General features: G+C 53.5%; 20 protein-coding genes. 15 read left to right on the top strand and 5 right to left on the bottom strand.

What is annotated here, in order from left to right; all coding sequences use genetic code 11:
* The first annotated feature begins 96 nt into the window (after positions 1-96).
* The 7 genes from BLR64_RS02575 to BLR64_RS02545 all read left to right on the top strand — a co-directional run bounded on the left by BLR64_RS02575 (position 97) and on the right by BLR64_RS02545 (position 9,068).
* Positions 97-864, top strand: a complete 768-nt coding sequence (locus BLR64_RS02575; protein ID WP_090711913.1) for a DUF1836 domain-containing protein — start codon at positions 97-99, stop codon at positions 862-864.
* A gap of 81 nt (positions 865-945) precedes the next feature.
* Positions 946-2,160, top strand: coding sequence for an MFS transporter (locus BLR64_RS02570; protein WP_090711912.1), 1,215 nt, complete (start codon positions 946-948; stop codon positions 2,158-2,160).
* Between the two features lie 164 nt (positions 2,161-2,324).
* Positions 2,325-3,668, top strand: coding sequence for an ABC transporter substrate-binding protein (locus BLR64_RS02565; RefSeq protein ID WP_090711909.1), 1,344 nt, complete (start codon positions 2,325-2,327; stop codon positions 3,666-3,668).
* Positions 3,669-3,800: 132 nt separating this feature from the next.
* Entirely contained in the window at positions 3,801-4,694 is an 894-nt protein-coding gene (locus BLR64_RS02560; protein WP_208607124.1) for a carbohydrate ABC transporter permease, read from the top strand.
* A gap of 3 nt (positions 4,695-4,697) precedes the next feature.
* A complete protein-coding gene (locus BLR64_RS02555) occupies positions 4,698-5,546 on the top strand; it encodes a carbohydrate ABC transporter permease (RefSeq protein WP_090711907.1) in 849 nt (282 codons plus the stop codon).
* A 100-nt stretch (positions 5,547-5,646) separates the two neighbouring features.
* Positions 5,647-7,452 (top strand): sensor histidine kinase, encoded by a 1,806-nt coding sequence (locus tag BLR64_RS02550; RefSeq protein ID WP_167360581.1) that lies wholly within the window; start codon positions 5,647-5,649, stop codon positions 7,450-7,452.
* The gene (locus BLR64_RS02545; RefSeq protein WP_090711903.1) at positions 7,449-9,068 is read left to right on the top strand and encodes a response regulator; all 1,620 of its coding nucleotides are present in this window, start codon (positions 7,449-7,451) and stop codon (positions 9,066-9,068) included. Before BLR64_RS02550 ends, BLR64_RS02545 begins: the two co-directional genes overlap by 4 nt.
* A gap of 94 nt (positions 9,069-9,162) precedes the next feature.
* On the opposite strand, the gene BLR64_RS02540 is transcribed toward BLR64_RS02545, so the two are convergent.
* Positions 9,163-9,597, bottom strand: a complete 435-nt coding sequence (locus tag BLR64_RS02540) for a hypothetical protein (RefSeq protein ID WP_244157590.1) — start codon at positions 9,595-9,597, stop codon at positions 9,163-9,165.
* 290 nt (positions 9,598-9,887) lie between these two features.
* Here BLR64_RS02540 and BLR64_RS02535 point away from each other — a divergent pair, with 290 nt between their 5' ends.
* From BLR64_RS02535 to BLR64_RS02500, 8 genes are all read left to right on the top strand, one after another.
* Positions 9,888-11,678, top strand: a complete 1,791-nt coding sequence (locus BLR64_RS02535; RefSeq protein WP_090711901.1) for a TerB N-terminal domain-containing protein — start codon at positions 9,888-9,890, stop codon at positions 11,676-11,678.
* A complete protein-coding gene (locus BLR64_RS02530; RefSeq protein ID WP_090711899.1) occupies positions 11,679-12,998 on the top strand; it encodes an ATP-binding protein in 1,320 nt (439 codons plus the stop codon). It begins immediately after the preceding gene.
* Complete coding sequence (locus tag BLR64_RS02525; protein WP_090711897.1) at positions 12,995-15,193, top strand: DEAD/DEAH box helicase; 2,199 nt, start codon at positions 12,995-12,997, stop codon at positions 15,191-15,193. Before BLR64_RS02530 ends, BLR64_RS02525 begins: the two co-directional genes overlap by 4 nt.
* A 666-nt stretch (positions 15,194-15,859) precedes the next feature.
* Positions 15,860-17,245 carry an extracellular solute-binding protein gene (locus tag BLR64_RS02520; protein WP_208607119.1) on the top strand — a complete coding sequence of 462 codons (1,386 nt, stop codon included), beginning with the start codon at positions 15,860-15,862 and terminating at the stop codon, positions 17,243-17,245.
* A gap of 159 nt (positions 17,246-17,404) precedes the next feature.
* Entirely contained in the window at positions 17,405-18,295 is an 891-nt protein-coding gene (locus BLR64_RS02515) for a carbohydrate ABC transporter permease (RefSeq protein ID WP_090711895.1), read from the top strand.
* A 17-nt stretch (positions 18,296-18,312) separates the two neighbouring features.
* On the top strand, positions 18,313-19,137 hold the full coding sequence (locus tag BLR64_RS02510) for a carbohydrate ABC transporter permease (RefSeq protein ID WP_090711893.1): 825 nt from the start codon (positions 18,313-18,315) through the stop codon (positions 19,135-19,137).
* A gap of 87 nt (positions 19,138-19,224) precedes the next feature.
* Entirely contained in the window at positions 19,225-20,991 is a 1,767-nt protein-coding gene (locus tag BLR64_RS02505; protein ID WP_090711891.1) for a cache domain-containing sensor histidine kinase, read from the top strand.
* Positions 20,988-22,196 (top strand): response regulator, encoded by a 1,209-nt coding sequence (locus BLR64_RS02500; protein WP_090711889.1) that lies wholly within the window; start codon positions 20,988-20,990, stop codon positions 22,194-22,196. The genes BLR64_RS02505 and BLR64_RS02500 overlap by 4 nt, the downstream gene beginning before the upstream one ends.
* Positions 22,197-22,285: 89 nt before the next feature.
* Here BLR64_RS02500 and BLR64_RS02495 read toward each other — a convergent pair whose 3' ends face one another.
* The 4 genes from BLR64_RS02495 to BLR64_RS02480 all read right to left on the bottom strand — a co-directional run bounded on the left by BLR64_RS02495 (position 22,286) and on the right by BLR64_RS02480 (position 25,899).
* Positions 22,286-22,642, bottom strand: a complete 357-nt coding sequence (locus BLR64_RS02495) for a DUF4190 domain-containing protein (protein WP_090711887.1) — start codon at positions 22,640-22,642, stop codon at positions 22,286-22,288.
* 102 nt (positions 22,643-22,744) lie between these two features.
* The gene (locus tag BLR64_RS02490; RefSeq protein ID WP_090711885.1) at positions 22,745-23,530 is read right to left on the bottom strand and encodes a GNAT family N-acetyltransferase; all 786 of its coding nucleotides are present in this window, start codon (positions 23,528-23,530) and stop codon (positions 22,745-22,747) included.
* 79 nt (positions 23,531-23,609) lie between these two features.
* On the bottom strand, positions 23,610-24,875 hold the full coding sequence (locus BLR64_RS02485) for an MFS transporter (protein WP_090711883.1): 1,266 nt from the start codon (positions 24,873-24,875) through the stop codon (positions 23,610-23,612).
* Between the two features lie 88 nt (positions 24,876-24,963).
* The gene (locus BLR64_RS02480; RefSeq protein ID WP_167360580.1) at positions 24,964-25,899 is read right to left on the bottom strand and encodes a LacI family DNA-binding transcriptional regulator; all 936 of its coding nucleotides are present in this window, start codon (positions 25,897-25,899) and stop codon (positions 24,964-24,966) included.
* Positions 25,900-26,033 lie beyond the last annotated feature (134 nt).

Here is a 26,033-nt window from a genome sequence, read left to right as displayed (position 1 = left end):
TCGTCGTTAAAATAGGTTATACTCATATTATGAGTTCATATGAACTCATTGTACGAACTTTCGGTTGAAAAATCAAATGGCGGAGGGGTGCCATCAATGCAAGCTTTCACATTAAGCCGTAAGGAAATGTCTGCTCTCCTGCTCTCCCTGACGGATAAAAGTGAACAGAAGCCGCTACATATCCTGCAGGAAGCGTGGGCGAAATTCCATCAGGAGGAAGTGCGGAAGGGGAGGTCTCTCACTGCTTTTTTGTCTACCGATGTCCCGCCGGTTCTGCAAAAAATCATTAAAGGCAACACAATTAACGGACTCTCGCTCGCAGATATTGCCGCCCTTGGCAAACTCATTGAATATTCAACATTATCGGCTACTGCGATGCAGAACTGGGTCAAACGCGATTTCAAGGAATATCTCGGCTCGCCCAGACTGGGCAGGAAATACTCCGTTAATCAGGCTGCGCTTCTATTTATAATAGACGATTTGAAGGCCTCGCTGGATTTCGAAAGCATCCGGCAGCTCTTCCGGATACTGTTTCTGCAGCCCGAGCGTGACGACGACGATCTGGTTGAACCGGCAGAGCTGTATTACGGCTACGCGGAGCTCTTTGAGGACATTAAGCGCAGTCCCGCGCTGCAGGCACAGGGAGCAGCCGAGCGAAGCGCCAGCAATGAATATTCGTGGAAAACAGACAGTACCCTGAGGGGGGCGATGGAGAAAATGATGGACAGGCTGACCCATCTTACCCGGTCCCAGAAGGATGCGGTGCGCAACATGCTGATGATTGCGGCGATTTCAGTGCAGACCTGTTATTTTCAGGCGCTGGCAAGACAATACTGCAATGCCGCATTATTCCTTGATTTTTGACTGCTGCAAATTTAGAATGTACTGGAGTAAACAATGGTAACAGGCTGCATAGCCGATAGACGAGAAGAGGTGCATGGGTAGATGAGTCAAATGACGCTGCTGCGCAACCCGAAGCAGCGCAAGCTGCTGCTGAGCGCAGGCTTAAGCTGGATGTTCGACGCGATGGATGTCGGGATGATTTCCTTTGTCGTTGCGGCGCTGGCTAAAGAGTGGTCGCTGGGCCCGGAAAAGATCGGGCTTTTAACCAGTATAAATTCAGTGGGGATGGCTGTCGGGGCCGCAGCAGCAGGTATTCTGGCCGACCGGTTCGGCCGCAAGTCGGTGCTGCTGTGGACGCTGCTGATCTTCTCGGCGGCGAGCGGATTATCGGCATTTGCCACAGGGTTTGCCATACTGTGTGTTCTGCGCTTTGTAGCCGGCTTCGGTCTTGGCGGAGAGCTGCCGGTCGCTTCGACGCTGGTGTCCGAGAGCATGCCTGCAGCAGAGAGGGGACGGGCTGTCGTCCTGCTGGAGAGCTTCTGGGCGTTAGGCTGGATTGCTTCAGCCTTAATTGCGTTTTTCATTATTCCGGATTATGGCTGGCGTGTCGCTTTTGCCATAGGTGCTGTACCGGCGCTGTACGCCCTGTACTTACGCAAGGCGATTGATGATTCACCGCGGTTCACCGAGATGAAGAAGCAGAAGCCAGTACCGCTGGGCCAGCGGATTGCAGCGGTATGGTCTTCGGAATACCGCCGCTCAACCATCATGCTGTGGATTCTCTGGTTCACCGTTGTATTCTCATATTATGGAATGTTCCTCTGGCTGCCGACCGTAATGGTGCTGAAGGGCTTCAGCCTGGTCAAGAGCTTCGAATATGTGCTGATTATGACGCTAGCCCAGCTTCCGGGCTACTTCACTGCAGCATACTTTATTGAGAAGTTCGGCCGCAAGTTCGTGCTTGTAATCTATCTGCTGCTCACTGCTGTCAGTGCCGCCTGGTTCGGCAATGCGACAACAGAAGGCATGCTGATGGCAGCCGGGATCTGCCTCTCCTTCTTCAATCTGGGTGCCTGGGGCGGCATGTATGCCTACAGTCCTGAGCTCTACCCGACAGCAGTCCGTTCAACCGGTGTGGGGCTGGCAACCTCCTTCGGGCGGATCGGCGGGATTCTGGCGCCGCTGCTGGTTGGAGTGCTTGTAGGGAAGGATGTAAATATCAGCACCATCTTCATGCTGTTCTTCGTAACCATTGTCATCGGGGCACTCGCCGTGCTGGTGCTTGGCAAAGAAACAAAGGGAACGGAATTGACCTAGAACATTTAACGTTTATCTAGCCCGCCGGGTGCTTCCGGCGGGCTATTATTTTTTGCATCTTGCTTACCTATTTAATAAAACCCCTTACTTTTGTAGATGTACCCTGAGCAGGGGCGCAAGTATAATTACTTTTGTAATCGCTTACTTATTAAAGGAGGCAGCAGATGAAAACCAAAAAGACCAAGGGGTTATTGCTGATTGTAAGTTCGGTATTGCTGATGGCTACAGCCGCATGTTCATCGGGCGGAGGAAATACTCCGGAAGGGGCTGCAGCAACGGCCGGGAGTGAACCTTCAGCAGAAACAATTGAGCTGCGTATGACCTGGTGGGGCTCGCAGACCCGCCATGACCTGACAACGAAGATGATTGCACTGTTTGAAGAGAAGTATCCGAATATCACAATTAAACCTGAATATTCCGGCTGGGACGGCTACTTTGACAAGCTGTCTACTCAAGTGGCAGGCTCGAATGCGCCTGATATTATCCAGATGGACTACGCGTTTCTGTCTGACTATGCCAAACGCGGCACGCTGCTTGATCTGACACCTTACAGCAGTGACGGGACGCTGCGGACAGAGGAGCATGACAAGAGCATGATTGATGCCGGCAGCATCGACGGCAAGCTGTATGCTGTCACACTTGGCGTGAATGCCCCCGGTGTAGTCTACAACGCTACCGTGCTGCAGGAGCTGGGTATTGCGGAACCTGAAGAATCATGGACCTGGAAGGATTTTGCGGAGATGTCCAACCAGATTGCCGAGAAAAAGGGCAGCGGCTACTACGGTACACCGGATATTTCAGGCACAACCAATATGTTCGAAATCTATGCCCGCCAATATGGTACAGGCCTGTTTGCTGACAACCAGCTGGGCCCGTCACAGGAAGTGATTACGAACTGGTTCAATTACTGGCAGGAGCTGCGTGATTCCGGCGGTGCAACGACTCCGGAGATTACTGCAGCGATGACCAACGCACTGGAGACACGACCGCTTTCTGTGGGACAGTCGGCGTTCGACTTTGCCTGGTCCAATCAGCTGCTCACTTATCTGAACGTCCAGAAAGACCAGAGTCATAAGCTGAAGATGCAGGTGATTCCGCACGGTGAGAACGAAACGAAGATCGGCGAATATCTGAAGCCCGGCCAGTTCATCTCCGGTAATGCCAAGACGGAACATCCAAAAGAAGTGGCCATGCTGATCGACTTCATGGTCAATGATCCGGAAGCAACAGCCATTCTGGGCTCCGAGCGCGGCGTACCGGTCAATGCCAGCATCCGTGAGCAGCTTAAGCCGACGCTGACAGAATCTGAGCAGCTGGTCTTTGACTTTATCGACCTCGTATCCCAGCATTCCAGCAACATTGATCCTCCATATCCGCAAGGCTTTTCGGAAATCGACAAAAACTTCAAGAGCGCCAGCGAGCAGATTGCTTTCGGCCAAGGCAGCATAGAGCAAGTCACAGAGCAATTTATCACAGGCTCCAATCAGATCCTGGGCAAATCCAAATAAAGCTGAGGGAAGCGGTGTCCGGTACCTTCATGTGCAGAACACCGCCTCTCCCGCAGGGGAGCGAGGGAAACCACATTGAGTACAGAGCTTTTAGCCGTTAAACGGCGGCAGTCCAAAACACAGCGGCGCAGATTGGGCGCACGCTATAATCAGAACGGCGTCGCCCTTCTGTTCCTGGCACCTTGGCTGATCGGGCTGGTGTGTCTGACGCTGGGTCCGATGGCCGCATCGCTTTATTATTCTTTTACCGATTACAGTATCCTTGAAAGCTCCAGATGGATCGGCGCCGATAACTTTGTCACGATGTTTACGGCAGATCCGCTGTTTACCCAATCACTAAAAGTGACCTTCATCTTCGTATTTGTATCGGTGCCGCTCAAGCTGATGTTTGCTCTTGCGGTAGCCCTGCTGCTGAACAAAGGCATTCGCGGACTGGGCATTTACCGTACGGTGTATTATATTCCTACCCTGCTGGGAGGAAGTGTGGCTATCGCGATGCTGTGGCGGAAGATGCTTGGAGGGGACGGTCTGCTTAACCAGCTGCTGGCTATGACCGGCATCCATGCACCGGATTGGGTATCGAACCCGAAATATTCGCTGTATTCGATAGTTCTTTTGTCAGTCTGGCAGTTCGGCTCCTCCATGATCATTTTCCTGTCAGGGCTGAAGCAGGTGCCGCCGGAATATTATGATGCCTCCTCGGTGGACGGTGCGGGTAAAATCGGACAATTTCTTCATATCACACTGCCGGTTCTCTCCCCGGTTATCTTCTTCAATGTCATCATGCAGACCATTACGGCCTTCCAGTCCTTCACTCAGGCGTTCATTATCAGCAACGGCAGCGGCGGCCCGGTGAACTCCACCCTGATGTATTCGCTGTATCTGTACAAAAAGGGCTTTTCCTTCTTCCAGATGGGATATGCCTCGGCGATGGCCTGGATACTGGTGCTGCTGATCGGTATCTTTACTTTACTGGTGTTCGGCAGCAGCAAATACTGGGTCCACTATGAGGATGGGGGGAAATAAGAGATGGATACAAGCAGTGCTTTTAAAGGAACCGTTATAGTCAAACATATCTTTATCTGTCTGATCGCCTTCGTCATGCTGTACCCGGTACTCTGGATGCTGGGCAGCTCGTTTAAGCCGGCTAATCAGATTTTTACCGAAATCTGGTTCTGGCCGAAGGAATGGAATTTCCAGAATTACGTGAGCGGCTGGTCGGGCTTTCAGGGCAGCTCCTTTGCCCGGTTTCTGGTCAACTCAAGTCTGGTGTCCGCCGGTGCGGTGCTCGGCAATGTAATTACCTGCTCCATGGCGGCTTACGCGTTTGCCCGGCTGAATTTCCGCTTCAAGGCGGTATGCTTCGCACTGATGCTGATGACGATCATGCTTCCGCTGCATGTAACACTGATTCCACGCTACATCCTGTTTAACAATCTGGGCTGGGTGAACACGTTCGCTCCGCTGATTGCTCCAAAATGGGTGGCAACAGACGGTTTTTTTATCTTCCTGACGGTCCAGTTTATCCGCGGCTTGCCAAGAGAACTGGATGAGGCGGCGACGATCGACGGCTGCGGGTCGGTGCAGATTTTCTGGCGGATTATCATTCCGCTTGCGCTGCCCGCACTGATTACCACGATGATCTTTACCTTTATGTGGACGTGGGATGATTTCTTCAGCCAGCTGATCTTCCTGAGCGATGTCACCAAGTATACAGTTCCGCTGGGGCTGCGCCTGTTCCTGGACTCCAGCTCCCAGTCCGATTGGGGGCCGATGTTCGCGATGTCGGTATTGTCGCTGGTTCCTTGCTTCATTCTGTTTATCACTTTGCAAAAGTACTTTGTCGAAGGAATTGCCACTTCCGGCCTGAAAGGTTAAACTCTTGGGTAAAGGATCCCGGCCGATAGCAGGAACGGTGTACCGCCTTTTGAAAGCGGTTTAACTGGTTCTGCTTATTTGGCAAAAAAGGATGGGGCACATGAGACAACGGGTATTCGGCAAATGGCTGCTGCGGATCAGGCGGAGCAAGCTGTCCAGGCTGATGGCGGCAAGCATCATCTTTTTTAATCTGGTTTTTCTTGGAATCGTCGTGCTGCTCGCCTACCGGACCTTTTCAGCGGTGACCTTTAATGAGATCAGCAAATCCAGGCTGGCGCTGCTTAATGAGAGCACGAAGCGGGGCTTTGACTTTATGGCCAATGTGTCGGGGACAGCCTACTCCATTGCCGCCAACAAGACTGTCATTGAGCATCTGGAGACGGAGCCGGTTACCAAATATCTGATGATCTCCAGAAAGCGGGAAATTACGGAAATTCTGCAGCATACGGTGGTACTGAATGAAGGGGTAAGCTCAATTGAAATCTATTCCGATCTGTTCAATGACGTGCAGCAAAGCTCGACGGATCTGGTCTTTCCGGTTGATACGATTGCCGGCGAGGGCTGGTTTGATAAGCTGAAGCAGGCGGATGCACTGTGGGTGCCGCTCGGCGGCAGCGGTAATGAGCCATACCTGATCGGCCATATCCAGCATTTGTTCGGCAGCGAGGGCAAAACGATCGGTTATCTCTACATCAGGCTGACTGCAGATGATGTTCTGAAGCAGTTCAAGGATATTCCGGCCGTGCTGGACGGCCAGATACATCTGGTGGATACAAGCGGCAATCTGCTGCTGCTGGTGAACGGCGGGAGCGCAGTCCCCCAGAAAGCCGTTCTTGAGCCGGAGTGGCTCAACCAGCATACCTATGAGGGCAATGACGGCTATGAGCTGCTGAAAAAGGACGGCCGGACGTATCTGGTAATGTTCTCCAGGCCAAGCACAATCTCCTGGCGTCTGGTGCAGGTTATCCCGACGAAGGTGCTGCTGCAGGAGGTCCGCAAGGCGGACAGGCAGATTATTCTGATCGGTCTGCTCAGCCTGCTGCTGTCGGCGCTGCTGGCCTATTTCTTCATCCATAATATGATCCGTCCGGTACGCCGGCTGATTCAGGAGATGCGCAAGCTGGAGCGGGGAGATTTCCGGGCGAGCATGAGCGAGTCGCTGACGGAAGAATACTCACAGATGTCCTATGGGTTCAATCACATGGTTAACCGGCTGCAGGAGCTGATGCAGAGTGAACGGGAAGCCAGCGCGGCCAAGCGGGAGGCTCAGGTCGGGCTGCTGGAGGCCCAGATCAAACCGCATTTCTTGTACAATACGCTTGATATGATCCACTGGAAAGCGATGGACTACAATGCACAGGACATCAGCTTCATGATTACTCAATTAGGCAAAATGCTGCGGATCGGCCTCAGCGGCGGCAAAATGATGATCCGTCTGCGTGACGAGCTGGAGCATGCCCGCTGTTATGTGAGTATCCAGCAGGAGCGCCTGCCATTTTCCATTGAGTATACAGAAGCGATAGCGGACCCTGCTGTAAGAAGCTATTACATCCCCAAGGTGATTTTACAGCCGCTGATTGAAAATGCCATTATTCATGGCTATCACGGCCAGGACTCAGGCCCGCTGATTCTCCGCCTGGAGATCCGGGAGATCAAGCTGCAGGGGAGCCCGCCTTTTTTGCAGATTTGCCTGCTGGATAACGGACAGGGCCTGCCAGAAGGATGGTCAATGGAGCAGGTAAACGGAATCGGGACCCGGAACGTAATGAGCCGGATTCAGCTGTATTGCGGGGAACCATACGGACTATATCTGGCCAACCGGCCGGAGAAAGGGGTTGCGGCGATGATCACACTGCCGGTTATTGAGACGGAGGCACAGCTTGAGCGGCTGCTGCGCGACCTATGATGCGTTCCATTCTGCTGGTGGACGATGATCCTCATATCCTGAAAGCGCTGACCCGGCATGTCGGCTGGGACAACCTTGAGCTGACGATTGCCGGCTCGGCGGTTAACGGTACGGAAGCACTGGAGCTGTTCCGGGAGCTGTCACCGGATCTGGTCATGACGGATGTCTACATGCCGGGTATGAGCGGGCTGGAGCTGACAGAAACGCTGAGGGAGCAAAATCCGGAGCTGCCGATTATTATCCTAAGCGGTTATGAGGAATTCGAGAATGCCCGCCAGGCGATGCGCTGGGGGGTCAGCCATTTTCTGCTGAAGCCGGCTAGAGTCGAGGAAATTGAAGGGGTACTAAGGGAAGTACTGCTGGAGCTTGATGTGCAGGAGCAGAAGCGGCGGCTGGAGGAGCGCTATAAGCTGGAGATCGGCCGTACGCTGCCCTATCTGCGGGAGCGCCTGCTGATGGAGCTGCTGACGACACGCTACAGTGCAGAGGAATTGCCGGAAGAAAGGCTCGGCTATCTGCAGATTGCTATTCCGCAGCAGCTGGCGGCGGCCAGCATCCAGCTTAACCGTCCTCCACGGGCCAAAAAGCTTAAAGAACGGGAATGGCAGCTGCTGAGGTTCGGAGCCGGTAATATCTGCCGGGAGACGATTCACAGCAGGCTTGCAGGGTACCCCTCCATACAGGGGCATGTGCTGGACTATTCGGAAGATATGCTGGTTATACTGCTGCTGGACAGTGAAGCGGAGGAGCTGTCCGCGCTGCTCACAGAGGCGGTTCAGGAGGCCGCGGATAAGATTATGAATTACATCCAGCTTCAGGCTTATGCGGGCATTGGCGCTGTCAAGCAGGCCATGCATGAGCTGATTGATTCCTATCTCGAAAGCCGGGAAGCGCTTTTGTCCGCTGAATATCAGGGAACCGGACTCGTCTACACCTATGAGCAATACGGGGGCAAAAACCAATGGACACTGGAAGACTATTCGCGGCTGCTGCAGCAGTGGAATGAAGCCCTGCTCGGCAAGGACCCGGGAGCCATCTGGGAGATTTGGGAGGTTATTCACACAAGGCTGCAGGAGGATGAGCAGAATGCCATTCAGGATATTCAGACGGTCTGTGTGGGACTTTTCACCGCACTGATGTATTTCTGGAACGCCTGCTGCCCCGTGCGCACTCCGCCTATGACGATGCCGCAGTTCCTGCAGACGGTGTCGGATTTTCCCACCTGGAAAAGTCTGACGGAGTGGATGGGCCAGATTTTTCCGGCATATCTGAAGGCTGCTTTCTCTGAAATGGGTGTTAAAAGGAACCGGCTTGTCGACAGCGTCAGAAGGTATGTGGAGGCCAATTATAATCAGGAGATCAGCTTTATGGGCATTGCCCAGGAGCTGCATGTGCATCCGAAATATTTAAGCCAGCTGTTTAAAAGAATCACCGGCGAGAACTTCGTCAGCTACCTGAACCATTACCGGATCGAGCGGGCGATCGAGTATCTACAATCCGGACAGCATATGGTGTATGAAATAAGCGAAATGGTCGGCTTCAACAATCCCGCTTATTTCAGCCAGGTGTTCAAAATGATTACCGGGCGCAGCCCGTCGGAGTATTTGAATGCCTGAGGAATGCACTGGGGGATTAAAGGTTTAGATCGACCACGGGAATGGAAGCAGCGGCAGCCGGGAGGGGAGCTCCTGACTGCCGCTGTTTCATTGCTCACCTTCTTTTTCTCACAACAATAAAAAGGACAGCGGCGAGCAGCAGCAGACCTGCCGCAGACCATAGAATGGACCAGCTGAATGAAGCTCCGCCGGCGTATTCTCCATTATAGTCCGCTCTAATAAACGTTCCATTCCCCGTTTTGACCGCAATCGCCTCATTGAGGTTAACGCCTTTAATACTGAAATATTGGGTGCCCTTTGGATAGTAGTTCGAAAAATTACCGGAGTAAGTACCTTCTTCATCCGAATATTTAGTAACCTTGCCGATCATCGAATCCACTTCTTCGGCTTCTACCCGTTTGTCCGAAATGACATAAGACTTTCCTTCATTTACAACAAAACTGTACGCCCAATCGGCATGCACAGACCTTACTGCCAATAAAGTGCCTGCAAGACAGAACGCAATCAGCAGAAACAGAGACTTCTTCAAATGACCACTCCTTTCACGCATAACATTAGACGGCTATATTTCAGTATTGTTGCGCTTTTGCAGCTATTGCGGACTAAGCAGTACTATAGTATATTCTTTGTTGGATACACAAACGAACGTTCTCATTGTCCGGCTTTGCGCGTGACAGATGCTAATCATAAGATCTTGAGGCGCAGCGCGCTCAGGGTCTTATTTTATAGGGGGCAGCGAGCCGTTAACCGCTGCATCTGGCAGGCACGCATATGATATAATGTTGAAATGACTATGGGATACGAGTGGGGAGATTACCGATGGCAAGAGACAGGCAGGGCCTGCATTTTTCGGAGCTGGTCTGGGAGAGCACAGAACAGGATATGGCGGTTCCTCCGCGGGAATCCGGACACAACCCGTCTGAAGAGCATAGCTCTGTCCTGAAAAAGACGGCCAAAAGCGGACAGGCTGACGGAACCGCTCCACAGCAGCTGCAGCTGTGGGATCTGGAGCAGGGCAGCCCGCCGGCTTCTACGGGACCGTCTGTGCAGAAGGCGGAACAGCCCAAAGAGTGGAATGTGCCGCCCAAAGAACCCCGGATGAAGTCTGCGCCTCCGCTGCCGCGTACAGCGCATTCCGCTTCGCCCGCCAAGAAGGAGACAGAGAGCGAGTTCGTACAGCGTGCGGCTGAGCTGGAGGATATGACTGGTGATGAAGCAAAGCTTGTCCCGTTTAAAAGCTACTGGCCGACCTACAGCCATATGACCACCGAGCAGAGCCGCTGGTACTTCTACTGGCGGAATGAAGTGAGACAGGGGCGGTATCCGAAGACGGATCTGTCGTACATTTTCTTGCATGTATATGAGCTGATTAACGGTATCGGCTGGCGTGATCCGAATGACGGCTACCGGCAGCTGGGCCTGATCTGGGAAGCTTACCGGGCGCAATATAAACGGCTGGATCAATATCTGGGCAGCTGGATGGCGGACTTTTCATTTGTACACAAGCTTGAGGTTCCCCTGTCGCTGATCGTTGAGCGTACACGCGGATTATCCGGCGATCTGGCGGAGATCGAACTGCTGCGCTGTCTCAGCACCGCCCCGGAGCAGCTGACCTTCGAGGTTCTGACGGTGATGTCTGACTATGACATCAGCAAATCCAAGTTCTATGCCGGTGACGGAAAAGAAGCGGCTGAACGCTACATCCCGCAGGTGGTAGCCTTAATCGATGCGTATGTCGCGAGGAAGCACGGGGCACGGCTGATCGAAAAGTTCCCTCCGGGACCTCCGGTGATGCGGGAGCGTTATCTGTTCCGCAGCGCGGTATATGACATTTCACGTTACGGCTATTCTGTACTTGTACCTGTCGTGAGAATCAGCAAGCTGCTGCCGCTGCGCAGCCTGATTACCCGCCTGTTCCGGCTGACCGAGAACAAGCTGCGGGAGCTTATGGGCTTTCGCGGACGGCTGAAGGATATCCGGATAGACCCGGATATGGACGAGCTGATCACCAAATATCTGCAGCGGGAATTCCGCAAAGCGGAGCAGGAGGCCAAAGGCCCGGCGGTTGTGATCGACAGGGCGAGGCTGGAGCAGCTGCAGAGCGATTCCGAGGTTGTACGCAGCCTGCTGACAGTAGAGGTATATGATGAGCCGTTGACGGAGCAGGAGTATGAACCGGAAATGGATCAGGACAAGCGCCGGAATCAGGATTCGGAGCAGTTACCGGCGGTAAAATTGGAGCCTGAACAGATTTTAAAAGAAGCCGGGAACAGCTCGGAACAGGATTACAGCCAGCCGTTTGAGGACAATACTGCTGCTGAAGCAGAAACTGCCGCTCTACAGAATTCTGCTGGTATTCCTCCGGAATGGGAGGAGCTGAACGCAGAATTGCTGCCATTGCACCGGAAGGTGCTGCTGGCGCTGGCCGCGGATAACGGCCCTGCCCAGGCTGACAGAATTGCCGCAGCTGCCGGAACGATGGCAGAGCTGCTGTATGATGAAATCAATGAGCTTGCGGTGAATATAATCGGTGATCTGCTGATCGACAGCGGGGAGCTGGCTGAGGAATGGAAGCCGATGCTGGATTTATTTAATGAGGTGAATGATTAAATGGGTGAATTAAAAATACCAAAGCGGATGACAACGGCACTGGTCAATTCCCTGACTGCCGGAGTCGTGCCGCGGATCGGGCTGGAGCATATCGCTGTCGGCCGCCGGCCTGAGGTGGAGGCGATCCTCCGGGACATGGAGAACATTGCGGACGGCGGCGCAGCCTTCAAGCTGATAACCGGCAAGTTCGGCAGCGGCAAAAGCTTTTTGCTGCAGATTATCCGCAACTATGCGATGGACCGTGACTTTGTGGTCGCCGATGCCGATCTGTCGCCTGAGCGCAGGCTGGTCGGTACGAAAGGGCAGGGGCTGGCAACCTACCGGGAGCTGATGAGCCACCTGTCAACCCGCACCCGTCCGGACGGGGGAGCACTGGAGATCATGCTGCAGAAATGGATCATGGGGCTTCAGCAGGGTGTAATGCAGGAGAAGGGGCTTACAGCCGATGCCCCGCAGCTTGCGGAAGAGGTAGAGCAGCAAATTTACAGTGTCGCTTCCGGGATGCGCGGGCTGGTGCACGGCTTTGATTTTGCCAAGGTGCTGGCCTCTTACTGGAACGGCCATAAGCTGGCCGAGGATGAGCTGAAGCAGGATGCGCTGCGCTGGCTGCGGGGCGAATTCGCCACCCGGACAGAGGCGCGCAAGGCGCTTGGTGTCGGCGTCATCATTGACGACGATAACTGGTACGATTATATGAAGCTCTGGGCGGAGTTTACAGGTGCGATCGGCTATAAAGGTCTGCTGCTGTTCATTGACGAGGGTGTGAATCTCTACAAAATAACCAACAGCGTCTCCCGGCAGAGCAATTATGAGAAGCTGCTGACCATGTTCAATGATACGATGCAGGGCAAGGCGGAGCGCCTGGGTATTTTTATCGGCGGTACACCGCAGTTTGTCGAGGACGGACGGAGAGGCCTGTTCAGCTATGAAGCCCTTCGTTCACGGCTTGTGGCAGGGCGTTACGGTGCAGCGGGGCTAAGCAACTTTACCGGGCCGATCATTGCGCTGGAGATGCTCTCGCATGAAGAAATTCTGGTGCTGCTGCAAAAGCTGCGGGATATTCACGCCCTGCACTACGGCTATGAAGCCAGGCTGACCCAGGAGCAGCTCGTGCATTTCATGGAAGAGGCTGTGGGCAGGCTGGGGGCGGACGAGCTGCTGACCCCGCGCGAAATCGTGCGTGACTTTATGGATCTGCTGCACACGCTGAGCCAGCATCCTGAGCTGTCCTTTGAGAAGCTTGTCGGTGAGCGGACGATTAAACCGGATGCAACCGATGAAAATGATCTGGACGGCCTGCTGGCGGAGTTTGACCTATGAGCAGCAACCCGTTCTACAGGCTTGCTCCGTTTATTAAAGAGTTCATATACAAGAACCGCTGGGAGACATTGCGAGAGGCCCAGGTGGATGCCTGCCGCGTGCTGTTTGACTCCCCGCATCATCTGCTGATCGCCTCCGGGACTGCTTCGGGGAAGACGGAGGCGGCTTTTTTTCCGGCGCTGACCGAGCTGTATGAGCGGCCGTCCGACTCCGTGGGCATCCTCTATATCGCACCGCTCAAGGCGCTGATCAATGATCAGTTCACACGGTTAAATGATTTGCTGCGCGAAGGCAATATCCCGGTCTGGCACTGGCACGGCGACGTGCCGCAGGCGGACAAGACCAGGCTGATGCAGAAGCCTTCCGGTGTGCTCCAGATTACGCCGGAGTCGCTGGAAGGCCTGCTGATGAACCGGCCGAATGCCATTCCGGCCCTGTTCCATGATCTGCGCTTCATCATCGTCGATGAAGTGCATGCGTTTATGGGCGCGGACCGCGGCATCCAGGTGCTCAGCCAGCTGGCGCGGATCTCGCGGATGGCCGGCTGCCATCCGCGGCGGATCGGGCTCTCCGCTACGCTGAGCGACTATGCCTCCGTGACGGAGTGGCTGGCCGCCGGCACGCGCGAGAGCGTAGAGGTGTCCGCGCCGCAGGGCGGGCGCAAGCTCCGGCTGAGGGTGGAGCACTTCTCGTTCCCGGATGCGCGGGACGAGGTACAGGCCGAACGGCTGGAGCAGGCGCGCCAGGCGTATTACGGGTTCATCTACGACCATACGCATCTGAAGAAGGCGCTGGTCTTCACGAACAGCCGCACAGATGCGGAGGAGACCATCCTCGAGATGCGGCGGGTGGCCGCGAAGCGCGGGGAGCGCGACGTGTTCCATGTGCACCACGGCAGCATATCGGCGATGCTGCGCGAGGAGACGGAGGCCGCGCTCCGCGAGGGCTCCGGCCCGGCCGTTGCCGCAGCGACGCTGACGCTGGAGCTGGGCATTGACCTTGGCGAGCTGGAGCGCGTGCTGCAGCTCGGCGCGCCTTACAGCTGCGCGAGCTTTGTGCAGCGGCTGGGGCGGTCCGGACGGCGCGGCGATGCCGCGTCTGAGATGATTTTCGTCACGCCCGAGGAGGAGGACGAGGAGGCGCAGCTTCCCGCGCGGATGCCGTGGACGCTGCTGCGGGCCATCGCCGTCATCGAGCTGTATGTGCGCGAGAAATGGGTGGAGCCGCTGAATGTGCGGCAGCTGCCGGTAGGGCTGCTCTATCATCAGACGATGAGCATCCTCAAGAGCATGGGCGAAGTCGAGCCGGAGGAGCTGAAGGAGGCGGTATTGACGCTGCCATCCTTCCGCGGGATTGATCCGGCGGATTATGATGCTTTTATGGAATATATGATCGCGATGGGGCATATCGAGAGAATGGATGAGGGCACGGTGCTGATCGGGCTGGCCGGCGAGAAGATCGTGAACAACTTCCGTTTCTACGCGGTGTTCAAGGACGATGAGGAGCATGTCGTGTACAATGGCACCGAGGAGATCGGCTCCATTACCACCGTGCCGCCGCAGGGCTACTGCTTCACGCTGGCAGGCAAGCTCTGGAAGATCGAGGAGGTCGACAACCGCCACAAAGCGGTCTACGTCAAAAGCTCGCGCGGAAAGGTAGACACTCTATGGCTTGGCGCAGGCGGAGATGTGCATACCCGTATCATGACCAAGATCCGCGAGGTGCTGGGTTCAACAGCGATATATCCATATCTTGCACCAAGCGCCGCCGCCAGGCTGGAGCGGGCACGCCGGCTGGCGAAGGAGAGCGGGCTGCTGACCCGCGAGGTGCTGCCGGCCGGCGGCGATTCGATCTTTATCCTGCCATGGGCGGGAAGCCGGCAGTTCCGCACACTCGAGCGCCTGCTGAAGAACAACCTCAAAGGTCCGCTCGGTCTGCGCTCCGTCGTGCCGATGGAGCCTTACTACATGGTCGTCGCCGGCAAGGCGGACGCTGAGACTCTGGAGGCGGCGATTCTGGCGGAGGCAGCGGCAGCTTCCGACCCGCTGTCTTTGCTCAGCAAAGATGAGGCGCCATACCTCGGAAAATACGATGAATTCATCCCGCATGATCTGTTGCGCAAAGCCTTTTCCCTGGACGGGCTGGATGTTCCGGGACTGCAGGTCGTGCTGGATCAATGGCAGCGGGGGCAGTGAGAAGAGGAAGAAACCTCTGCGGGTTCACCGCAAGGCTGCACTTGATGAGCCGGAATGTACGTTGTGATTGCATTTTGTGCAACAGATTGCCTCTTCCTGCGGGACAAAATACAATCTGTTGTATGAAATACAATAGAAACGGTTATCGAACAGATTAACCCGGGATATGCTGTACAAACTACAACTGATTATATGGGCAGCGTTACGTGTTACTGTAGAACGCTGACCCTCAGAAAAGGAGCGGCTGCGGCTGCTCTTTTTGTTGTTCACTTTTGTGATTAGAGGCTGTTGATTATTAAACGCAGTGGAAAATCACCACCTATTTTGTGAGAATCCCACCCGAATTGAATTCTAGTTGGAAAATCGCCACTTAATTTTACCGTTTTCGCACTCAAAGCGGAGTTCCGGCCTCATTAGGTGGCGATTTTCCACTTAATGATCACAAAATCAGATAAACACCAGAATTAAGCGGCGAAAATCAAACTAAATCTAGGACCTAACAATCTGCAGCCTCAAACGCAGATATCAGTGGCAGTAAGTTCCGTTATCCTTTTAAAGCCCTTGTCAATATAGAAAAAACAAACCTTTATTCTGCAGTTCGCACCTTGTTGGAAGCGCTTAATGAGATGATAATTAGCCTATCACGAGTAAGGGGGCATAACATACATGGTCAAAAGAAACATGCAGAAATCACTTGCAATCGGATTCAGTGCATTAATGGCACTTAGCTTGGCCGCTTGCGGCAACTCGGGCAATAATGCTAACGACTCCGCAGCCACCAATGCACCCAAGAGCACAAACAGTACCAACAGCGGCGGAAATGCAGCAGAACCAGCAACGGACAGCGGCAAAAAAGTAACCATTACCTTCCAGAACATTTATCCTGACCCGGCAACGCCTTCGCACAAGATGATCAACGAGCTGACGGAGCAGTATATGAAGGACCATCCGAATGTCACGATTGAGCTGGATACGCTGAATACAGACCAGCAAAAGGTTAAGCTGAAAACACAGGCCGCTTCCAAGGAAGTGCCTGATATTACGATTGTGAACCCGGCTGCGCAGATGAAGCCGTTCGTGGATGCCGGGCTGTTCGCCCCGCTGAACGATGTGCTGGACCAGAACGGCCTGAAGGATACCTATCAGGAAGGTCTGCTGGACTATTACAGCTTCGACGGCAATGTGTACGCACTCCCGGACGGCAATAACATTGAGGTTGTGTACTACAACAAAGAGCTGTTCGAGCAGGCCGGTATTGCAAATACGCCTACCACATTCGAGGAGATGCTGCAGGACGTCAAGATCCTGAAGGAGAAGGGCATCACGCCGCTGGCGATCGGGGAAAAAGACTCCTGGACCGGTTCCTTCCTGTTCATGAATATCCTCCTGCGCACGAACGGCGGCCCCGGCTTCCTTCAGGATGTCCTTAGCGGCAAGAAAACGTTCGAAGATCCGGCGTTCATTGAAGCGGTAGATGCATTCCAGCAGCTGGTGCAGGCCGGGGCCTTCCCGGATGGGGCAACCTCGATTGATGCCAATGCCGGCGGTAATATTTTCAAATCCGGCAAAGCCGCGATGTGGGTCATCGGCTCCTGGGAGACCGGCGCGATCGACGCTTCCTCTGTAGCCGGCAAGGTAGGCGCCTTCCAGTTCCCTACAGTTAACGGCAAAGGCAATCCAAACGAATTCATGCTGGCCCCGGGCAGTGCCTTCGCGATCTCCGCGAACAGCGAGCATCTGGCCGAAACCAAGGACTTCCTGAATTTCTTTGCCTCTAATCTGCCGAAAAAACAGTTCGAGCTGAAGAATGCCGTAGGACTCGGCCAGAAGGTGGACGGTGACCTGAAGGCGGCAGGATACTCTGATCTTGCTGTCAACATTGCCGGATTGTTTAACCAGGTACAAGGCGGGGACCTCGCTTTTGACAATACGATGAATCCGGCCACCGCACAGGTTCACCTGAGCAGCATCCAGAATCTGTTCGTGCAGAAGGTGGATTCCGCAGCAGTGGCCAAAGAGCATCAGCAGGCTTTTGAAGCCAACAAGGAATAAGCATTTACAAGCATTAACGGTTTCGTTTTCAGCGGCTCCGGCCGAACATCATAACACACTCCCCATCTCCGGTGCGGACAGCAGCCAAATGGAGGCTGCTCCGCACCGGATTGTAATGGGCCTAGATAAAAGAATCTGTTTGATAGGGAGGCGGGAAAGATGAAAGTACTTAAGGTGCCAGCGCGTACAATAGCCGTCTTCGTATTGCCGTGTCTGCTCTTATATGTGTGCCTTGTGTTCATACCCATACTTGTTTCTGTATATACAGGTCTGCTGAAATGGGACGGCTTGTCGGCTGCAACGTTTATTGGGCTTGGCAATTTCAAGGATATGTTTGTGAATGACCCTGTGTTCTGGCCTTCGGTAAAAAGAACCTTGCTCTACGCCGTTGCATCCATGGTGGAAATTCCGCTGTGTCTGCTCATGGCGATTCTGCTGAACCGTTATTTGCGCAGAGGCAATACGCTGGTGTCGATCTATTTTACACCGGTTATTCTGTCTGTCGTTATCATTGGACAACTGTGGAAGACTGTCTACAATCCTACCTCCATGGGCGGTATGCTGAACGGTGTACTGGTCTCTCTGGGGCTGGAGAGCTGGACGCATAACTGGCTGACAGAGCCGCAAATCGCGATGTATGCACTGTATTTCGTATCCCTTTGGCAATACTTCGGCTATCATCTGCTGATTCAATATACAGGTGTGCAAAATATTCCCGATGAGCTCTATGAAGCAGCCAAAATCGACGGGGCAGACGGCTTCAAGGCCGACCGTTACATCACCCTTCCGCTGATCGTCCCGATTTTCAAAATATCGATTGTGCTTGCTTTTATCGGCTCGCTGCAGGCCTTTGATCTGGTTATGGTCATGACTGCCGGAGGCCCGGCTCATGCCACTGACGTCATTTCCACGCATATGTACAACAGCTCGTTTGGCTCCTTTAAATACGGCTACGGCAGTGCGATTGCGACCTTCCTCGTGGTGGTGTGTCTGGTTTTCACCGGCGTTATCAATATGATTTTTAACCGAATCGACCGCAAATTCAATTAGACAAGGGGTGCACGGTGATGCAAACATTCAAAAAAGGAATCGTGTATCTGCTGTTCGCTATTCCGGTAGTAACCCAGCTGTATCCGCTGCTGTGGCTGCTGCTGTATTCACTTAAGACAAATGAAGAGATTATGGACGGCAGCTTTTTTTCCTTTCCCAAATCCTTTCAATGGCATAATTACAGCGAGGCATATACCTCGGGTAACTATCTGAAGTACCTGGGCAATAGTGTGTTTGTGACGGGGATCACGATGGTGTGTGTTATTGTGCTGTCGTCCATGGTGGCTTACGCCATCTCCCGGTTCCGTTGGAAGTACGGCGGTGTGGTGATGACTATTTTTCTGATGGGGATGATGATCCCGATGCAGGCCACGCTGCTGCCGCTGATGATTATTTTCAAAAATATCCACGTCCTCAACACGCACTGGTCGCTGATTCTCCCCTACATCGCTTTTTCCACACCGATTGCCGTCTTTATCCTGTCGGGCTTTATGCGCGACATTCCTCATGAGATTGAAGAATCGGCGTTTATCGACGGAGCGAGCGTGTACCGGATTTTTACCAGCATCATTCTCCCGGTGTCAATTCCGCCCGTTATGACGGTGTGCATTCTGACCTTTATCAATATCTGGAATGAGTATATTCTGGCCGCTACGTTCATCTCCTCCGAGAAGCTGAAGACGCTGCCGTTCGGGGTATACACCTTTGTCAGCCAGTATTCGGTCAACTACGGGAATATCGGCGCTTTTCTCGTCATGGGCGCATTGCCGGTGATCCTGATCTACTTCTTTCTCTCGAACAGGATTACGAAAGGAATGGTCGCGGGGGCGGTCAAAGGCTAAAGGGAAAAGCCGTTGCTTTCCTAAAAGGGTTGGAATTATAATAGGGAACGGCAGGACAGATCAGGTGGGGCGAGGGAGGAGAGTCTTATGCGAAACGGCTTTCATTCCATCCATTACCGGTTGTTTCTGCTGTTTCTTTTTTGCATGTCCAGTATTCTGTTAAGCGTCAGTCTGCTGTACTATAACCGGACTACCGAGCAGCTGCATGAAAAAATCAGCGATTTGTCGCAGAAGAATGTCGCCCAGACGGCCGGGCTGTTCACTCTGCTCTATAAGGGATATGACGCGCTGTCGAAGTCACTCAGCAATAACTTTGAAATGATCCGCCTGCTCAATGAAACAACCGATGAACCGGCGGTGGCCTATATTAACGAACAGACGATTACGAATATAATCGGCTCTATTTTTTATTCGCGTGATGATCTCGTAGGCATTCATGTCATTACGGACAAGGGCAAAATCTATAATTACGGCAACTATATGAATGTGGTCGATCCGCATTATAAAACAACAGACTGGTACAAGCAATTGCAGGCTTCCTCCGGTAAAATGGTCTGGCTCGGCGTCTATGAGCATTCGCTGATCGACCAGGTGGAGGACAGTCCTGTATTCGCTTTCGGACGGCAGATTTTTGACCTCAATGAGCATAAGCCGATCGGCATTGTCCTGTATGAGACCAATCCCGAGCCGGTGCTGGATGCCCTTGATAACCTGAAACTCGGTGCACACAGCCAGGTGTATCTGATGTCGCAGGACGGCCGTTTTGTCTCCTCGGCTACTGATCCTACACCGGCAGTAGAGAATCTCCCCGCCCTGCCGGACTATGAGGATGTGATGGTGAAGCAGGAGACGGACAGGCTGATTGTGGCCTCGAAGCTCTCTTTTTCAGGCTGGTGGGTCATGTCGATTACACCGGATAAGGATCTCAATGTGGAGCTGGTTGAGATGAAGCGGTATCTGCTGATCGTTATTTCGATTCTAATCCTGGTATCCACGCTGATTGCGTTCATTGTCTCCAGGACCATTTCTTCCCCGCTGAAGAAGGTTATCCGCGAAATGCGGCAGGTGGAGGTCGGAAATTTCCGCGGAATGGTCAATGTGTCGTCCTATCAGGAGATTAACATTCTTGTTGCAGCCTTTAACCGGATGGTCCGGCGGATCGAAGAGCTGATTGAACGGGTGAAGCTCTCGTCCGTCAGTGAAAAGAACGCCGAGCTCCAAGCGCTGCAGTCCCAGGTGAATCCGCATTTTCTGTACAACACGCTCGATATGATCTACTGGATGCTGGATGAGGAGGGCAATGAACAGCTTGGTGAGCTGGTGCTCTCCCTGTCGTCGATGTTCCGTTACAGCAGCCACTGGGAAGACGGGGCAGAGGTGACACTTGCGGAGGAGCTGGAGCAGACCGGCCATTACCTGGCCATTATCTCGATCCGCCTGGAAGGCCGGCTGCAGATCGTAACGGATATCGGCGAGCGCTGGCTGGACATCAAGGTGCCGAAGATGACAGTGCAGCCGGTTATTGAGAATGCTGTGAAGCATGGTCTGGAGCCGCTGGACCGTCAGGGGATTCTCAAGGTGTATACCTGCGAGGAAGACAATATACTTAAACTGGTGGTAGAAGATAACGGCAACGGCATGACGGAAACGGAGCTTGCGCACCTGCTGAATTCTCTGGATGGAAGAGGTCCCAGAGAATCCGGCAAAAGCGGAATCGGACTGCAAAATCTGCACCGCCGCCTGCAGCATATGTTTGGGGAGAGCTACGGGCTGCAGATTCAGAGCTATCCGGGGACCGGGACCAGAGTTTCGATCCTGCTGCCGCTGACCGGGGAAGGAGACCTGATTACGTGAACATACTCATTGCCGACGATGAACGGGTTATCCGCGAAGGCATCATGCGCACCATCAAGCATCTCTACCCTAAGTATGAGGTATATGTTGCGGAACGGGCCGAGGATGCGGTCAGGCTGATGGAGGAGCAGCATATTCACATTGTCCTGACTGATATTCTGATGCCCGGGATGAGCGGACTGGAATTCATGAAGATCACAAGGCGCAGATTTCCCTATGTGAAATGGGTGGTCATCTCGGCCCACAGCGAATTTGCCTACGCCCAGGAGGCCGTCCGGCTGGGTGCCCGGGATTATCTGCTCAAGCCGATCGGCAAAAGCAAGCTGCAGGAGATTATCGGCAATCTGACCGAAGAGATTCAGCAGGACAGCGATTTATCTAGGCAGGGGGAGCGGCTGCGGGCCAGCCTCCGCTTCCTACGGGAAGGGGTATTTCAGCGTCTGGCATCGGGCCTGGATATCGGCAATCTGGATTTGAGCCCTTTTATCGCGGACTACAGCAGCTATTATCTGGTGATGGTGCAGCTTGAACCTGGTGAAGGCGGGGTCAGGCTGGAGCATTTTATCGTGGAAAATGTGCTGTCGGAGCTGGTGGAGCGGCACGGGCGCGGTTTTGTGGTCAGCTATGACCGGCGTAGCCTGCTGGGTCTGATCACATTGGAAGAACATGCGCGAATCGGACAGTTTCAGGCGGAGGTGCAGGAGCATCTTAGCCATTATCTGAAAATCCCCTTCCAGCTGCTGTATTCCGGATTGAGCCATGACTTCAGCTCCGTACCGCAAGTGGTGAAGCGGATGCGGGAGGCCTCGGCTTCGCAGGCCTTTGAGCTGGAGCCGGTCAAGGGCAGCGGGGAGAAGGCGGTTGAAGTGGCGCTGCACTATATCCGGGAGCATTATGCCGAAGACCTTTCCCTGGAGCGGATGGCTTCGGTCGTTTTTCTCAATCCGGCTTATTTCAGCCAGCTGTTCAAGCAGAAGACCGGACAGGGCTATAAGGAATATGTAACCTCGCTCCGGCTGGAGCAGGCCAAGCTGCTGCTGCTGAATCCGAAGCTGAAGCTGGCCGAAATTGCTGAGCGGGTCGGCTACCAGGACATGAAGCATTTTACCCAAATGTTCCGTAAAAGGACCGGGCTTACGCCGACCGAATACCGCCAGCAGGCGAATATCAACATTCAGCTGTCGAAAGGGACCCCTCCGCAGTAAAAAAGCAGCAGATTCCGGTATCGAAACCGGTGTCTGCTGCTTCTTTTTGATTTGGAATGCGTTTCTCTCTTTATATTCCGTTTCACTGTTTAGATATTATTGGTGTTGAAATAGAAGTTGCTGATGCTGTCCTCTGCTCCGGCTGCAAACAGAATAATTACAACGAACAACAGGATAAGCAGGGCGTAAATAATCGTGCCGACAATCCCGCAGACCAGTCCGGCTATGGCCAGGCCCCGGCCGCCCTCATAACGGTTGCGGATCTCCTTCAGGGATAACGCGGACAGAATAATCGCCACGATTCCGAAGAGAAGGCCGATATAAGGGGTTACGATGGAGAGAATCCCCAGTACCAGAGAGGCAATGGATTTGCCGTTAGTGTGTGCCGGCGGAGGCGGCGGGGGTGAATAATAATCCTGTTGCTGACCATACGGTTGATAATTCATGAATAAACTCCTTCTAAAAAGTAATGGTTGCTTCGTCTTTATTAAAAGCTCATACGTCCATTATATTACATTCGTTTCGGGTATAGCAGACCCCAGTTTCACTTATTTATGCTCCGGGGTGTAATTGATCCAGTGCTCCAGCTTGACTGCCAGTGTAAGCCCGGCTGCTTCAGCAAGCCGGATGGACGCTATATTGGTATCCTGCACCTGATATCTCGGTATGTAACCACGCGCCATGGTGTGATAAAGCGCCGTACTGACTACACGGGCAGCCAACCCCTGTCTCCGCCCGGAATCTGCCGTATGTACTGCCCCGATCTCCCAGATCTGCTCCCCGTTGCGGAAAACGATACAGGTACTGAATGGGGTCGTATCTTTGTAAATAGCTACCGAAAACGCTCCGTCCTCAAAATAGTGTACAAGCTCCTCCGGTGTATAGCCGTTCTTCATCCACAGCGGCAGCAGGCGCTCATCTATCTGTTCGCTAACGACAGCTTCCTTATCCGGTTTGAATATTTGGCCGGGGGTGGTGCTGAAGGAATAGAAGCTGCGGACCTGTGTAAGCGGGAAATAAGGGGTGACAGCTAGCCTCGCTTCCTGCTGGAGCTTGAACACCAGTTTGGCATCAGCGGGTATCCTGTTTATGAGGTCAGGAACCGTCTCGAGACTGCTGTAGTCCATAAGCACAATGTAATCTGCTTCAGGATATGCCTCCCGGTCGTAATAATAGGCTTCTGCCGGCAATAGCAGCAGAATCCCCCAATGCTCTGCTTGTTCCACCAAATAACTGTCCATAACCTGATGATAGGCAGTCATCATTTTTAGCGGTGTCACATTTTTCAGCGGATTTCTCCGCAGGTAACGCATGATATCATCATAGTTGCTCATATCTTTTTCACCTCTTTTTCGTCAAACGCTATTTGTTTATGATTCTCCACATTTTACTATAAAACAGTCCTGACTGGCTCTACTTATATCTGCGGATCTGCTTAAGCATCAGCACTGCCGAGGTACCGAACAGGCTGAGCAATACTCCTGCAGCGCCCATGACTATGGAGACTCCGAAAACATCCGCACCTGCTGAGAACACCGCCAACCCGAGCGGAGGGGCAACACTCATCAGTGAGCCCAGTACGCCGAACATGCGGCCCTGCAGCTCTCCGGGCACCTCCAGCCTGAGGATGATATTGATCAGCAGGGTACTGAAGGAGAAGGTGAAGCCGATCAGCAGAATGACGGGAAGAGCCGTGTTCATCGCTGAGGTGACGGACAGAAGGATATAGAGCGGACCGAGCAGCATCAGGCTTGCAGACACTATGATGCCGCGGTGCTTAAGTCGTTTTCCTGCCAGAATAATCATTCCTGAACCCAGCATATAGCCGAGCGGAATACTGCTCTCGAGCAGTCCGAACTGAAAAGGCGTCGCTTTCCAGATCTGAACGGCCATTACCTGGGTAAGCATCAGGCAGGACAGGAAGAACATGGTGAGCACCGGCAGCAGAATCGTAATGGATCTGGCAAAAGCATGGCCCCAGATGTAGCGGAAGCCTCCGGCCACATCCTGTTTAAAGGAGCGGGCCGAATGATCAGCGGCAGGGAAATTACCTGCAAAAGAGCCCGCGGCTGCAACCAGCAGGCACGCGAGCATAAACGTCATCCCGTCTACGAATACGGCCCAGGCTCCGCCGACGGCTGCGACAAATATACCGCCCAAGGCATAGCCAAGCGTCCGGGAGATATTCTCGGACAGGGTCATCCAGCCCGCCGCCTGCTGTATGTAATCTTTACCGACGACCGGGAGCAGCGAAGCCTGGAAGGCAGGGGCCTGGAACTGGCCGGCTGCGGTCACAATGCCGGTCAGGCAAATGATAAGGATGTAGGACGGGGAAATCAGGGTGAGCGTGAAGGCTATTGCCAGCACGGCTATGCTCTGGACCAGATAGGAGCACATAATCAGTGTTCTGCGGTTCATCCGGTCGGCAAGCGTACCTGTAACACTGCCCAGCAGGGAGCAGAGGAGAAGATTGCTGATTGTCAGGATGCTCATCATTCTTGCGCTGCCTGTTTCCTGCAGCACCCACAGGCTGAGCGCCAGCGCATGAAAGGCATTCCCCAGAACCGATAAGGTACTGGCACTAAAAAGCAAAAGAAAGGTCCGGTTCCTGTACAAAGCCGGGTACTGGCCGGACGCTTCAGGTACCGTTTGGCCGGAGCCGGCAGCAGATGGAATCATGGCATAGCCTCCTATTATAACTTGGCTTAAGAAGCAGTCAAGTTTAGACTGAACGCTCAACTTAAACGTTTAAGTTATTATAAAGAAATTAAGGAGAGATATCAACCAGAAATTGGTTCCCGGCGGCAATTGCCGGATCATCCGGAGCGGATTTCAGGGTCACCATCAGTTCAAACGCAGTCTGTGCCCGGTCATTCTGAAACCGGATGATCTGTGTATCCGGCTGGACAATTTCCGGAAAGCCGCAGGTGCACAGCGCCGTAACCGAGGAAGCGAGCCCGGTGCGTTCGACCGCTTTTGCCAGAAACTCATTAATGACGATGATATGCTTACCGCGGCTCCGCAGCAAAAAGGCTTCAAGTTCCTTCTGCCCCTGATCCTCTCCAGCGGCTATGTAAATGTCCTCCCTGGCAAGACCGGAGCTGTCCATAATCCAGCCTGCAAGCGCTGCGTTGTGGTGGTTCTCCATAATTAAGCATGACGGAGCATCTGCAGCGGATACAGCTGTCTCCAGCGCCTTGGGGTAATTATAATTCACCTGATTAAACATCCGGTCATTGATCAGACTCCCGATCAGAATCAGGGGTACACCATCCACGAAATTAGCAGAAATCCGGTAAAACATCTCATCCATTACATCCAGCACAAAAACGGCATCCAGCTTGCGTTCCCGGATGACATCCATCGCCGGGTTAAGCGGATCGAGGCTGATTACCAGTGTATGGTAACCGGCAGAGGTAAGCTTTGACTCCAGACTGTCGGTAAGGGACAAATAGCTTTGGCGCTTCCAGTAGGGAAGACCCGGGGATTTGTTGATGAGGATGCCGACCATGCCTGTCCGCTGAACAACTAGCGAGCGTGCAGCCAGATTGGGGACGTAATTCAGCTCTTTGGCGATTTGCAGGATGCTCTGGCGGGTGGGATCGGGAATGGTCTGGTTTTTGACATTATTCAATACATAGCTGACCGTGGCCACCGATACATTAGCCAGCCGCGCGATATCCTTCATCGTTGCTTTCTTCATCCTGCATTCTCCTTTATCTGCAACAGCCTTAGAAGAAAAGACTATCACCCGCAGCATGGGGAAGTCAACGTGTGAAGGGGGGTTAATAGAAATAGTGAGCCAGCAAAAAAGCCGCCCAAGTCATGTATCGACAT

It is taken from the genome of Paenibacillus typhae, from assembly GCF_900099765.1.
GTDB lineage: Bacteria > Bacillota > Bacilli > Paenibacillales > Paenibacillaceae > Paenibacillus_AQ > Paenibacillus_AQ typhae.
Note: the sequence above shows the minus strand (reverse complement) of the source record. Positions and strands in the feature narration are given on the sequence as shown.

Excerpts from the sequence above, each read along its gene's own strand:
- BLR64_RS02525 (WP_090711897.1), top strand. The coding sequence starts at position 12,995 with ATGAGCAGCAACCCGTTCTACAGGCTTGCTCCGTTTATTAAAGAGTTC.
- BLR64_RS02495 (WP_090711887.1), bottom strand. The coding sequence starts at position 22,642 with ATGAATTATCAACCGTATGGTCAGCAACAGGATTATTATTCACCCCCG.
- BLR64_RS02515 (WP_090711895.1), top strand. The coding sequence starts at position 17,405 with ATGAAAGTACTTAAGGTGCCAGCGCGTACAATAGCCGTCTTCGTATTG.
- BLR64_RS02520 (WP_208607119.1), top strand. The coding sequence starts at position 15,860 with ATGGTCAAAAGAAACATGCAGAAATCACTTGCAATCGGATTCAGTGCA.
- BLR64_RS02485 (WP_090711883.1), bottom strand. The coding sequence starts at position 24,875 with ATGATTCCATCTGCTGCCGGCTCCGGCCAAACGGTACCTGAAGCGTCC.
- BLR64_RS02570 (WP_090711912.1), top strand. The coding sequence starts at position 946 with ATGAGTCAAATGACGCTGCTGCGCAACCCGAAGCAGCGCAAGCTGCTG.
- BLR64_RS02480 (WP_167360580.1), bottom strand. The coding sequence starts at position 25,899 with ATGAAGAAAGCAACGATGAAGGATATCGCGCGGCTGGCTAATGTATCG.
- BLR64_RS02555 (WP_090711907.1), top strand. The coding sequence starts at position 4,698 with ATGGATACAAGCAGTGCTTTTAAAGGAACCGTTATAGTCAAACATATC.
- BLR64_RS02545 (WP_090711903.1), top strand. The coding sequence starts at position 7,449 with ATGATGCGTTCCATTCTGCTGGTGGACGATGATCCTCATATCCTGAAA.
- BLR64_RS02530 (WP_090711899.1), top strand. The coding sequence starts at position 11,679 with ATGGGTGAATTAAAAATACCAAAGCGGATGACAACGGCACTGGTCAAT.
- BLR64_RS02575 (WP_090711913.1), top strand. The coding sequence starts at position 97 with ATGCAAGCTTTCACATTAAGCCGTAAGGAAATGTCTGCTCTCCTGCTC.
- BLR64_RS02510 (WP_090711893.1), top strand. The coding sequence starts at position 18,313 with ATGCAAACATTCAAAAAAGGAATCGTGTATCTGCTGTTCGCTATTCCG.
- BLR64_RS02550 (WP_167360581.1), top strand. The coding sequence starts at position 5,647 with ATGAGACAACGGGTATTCGGCAAATGGCTGCTGCGGATCAGGCGGAGC.
- BLR64_RS02505 (WP_090711891.1), top strand. The coding sequence starts at position 19,225 with ATGCGAAACGGCTTTCATTCCATCCATTACCGGTTGTTTCTGCTGTTT.
- BLR64_RS02535 (WP_090711901.1), top strand. The coding sequence starts at position 9,888 with ATGGCAAGAGACAGGCAGGGCCTGCATTTTTCGGAGCTGGTCTGGGAG.
- BLR64_RS02565 (WP_090711909.1), top strand. The coding sequence starts at position 2,325 with ATGAAAACCAAAAAGACCAAGGGGTTATTGCTGATTGTAAGTTCGGTA.
- BLR64_RS02490 (WP_090711885.1), bottom strand. The coding sequence starts at position 23,530 with ATGAGCAACTATGATGATATCATGCGTTACCTGCGGAGAAATCCGCTG.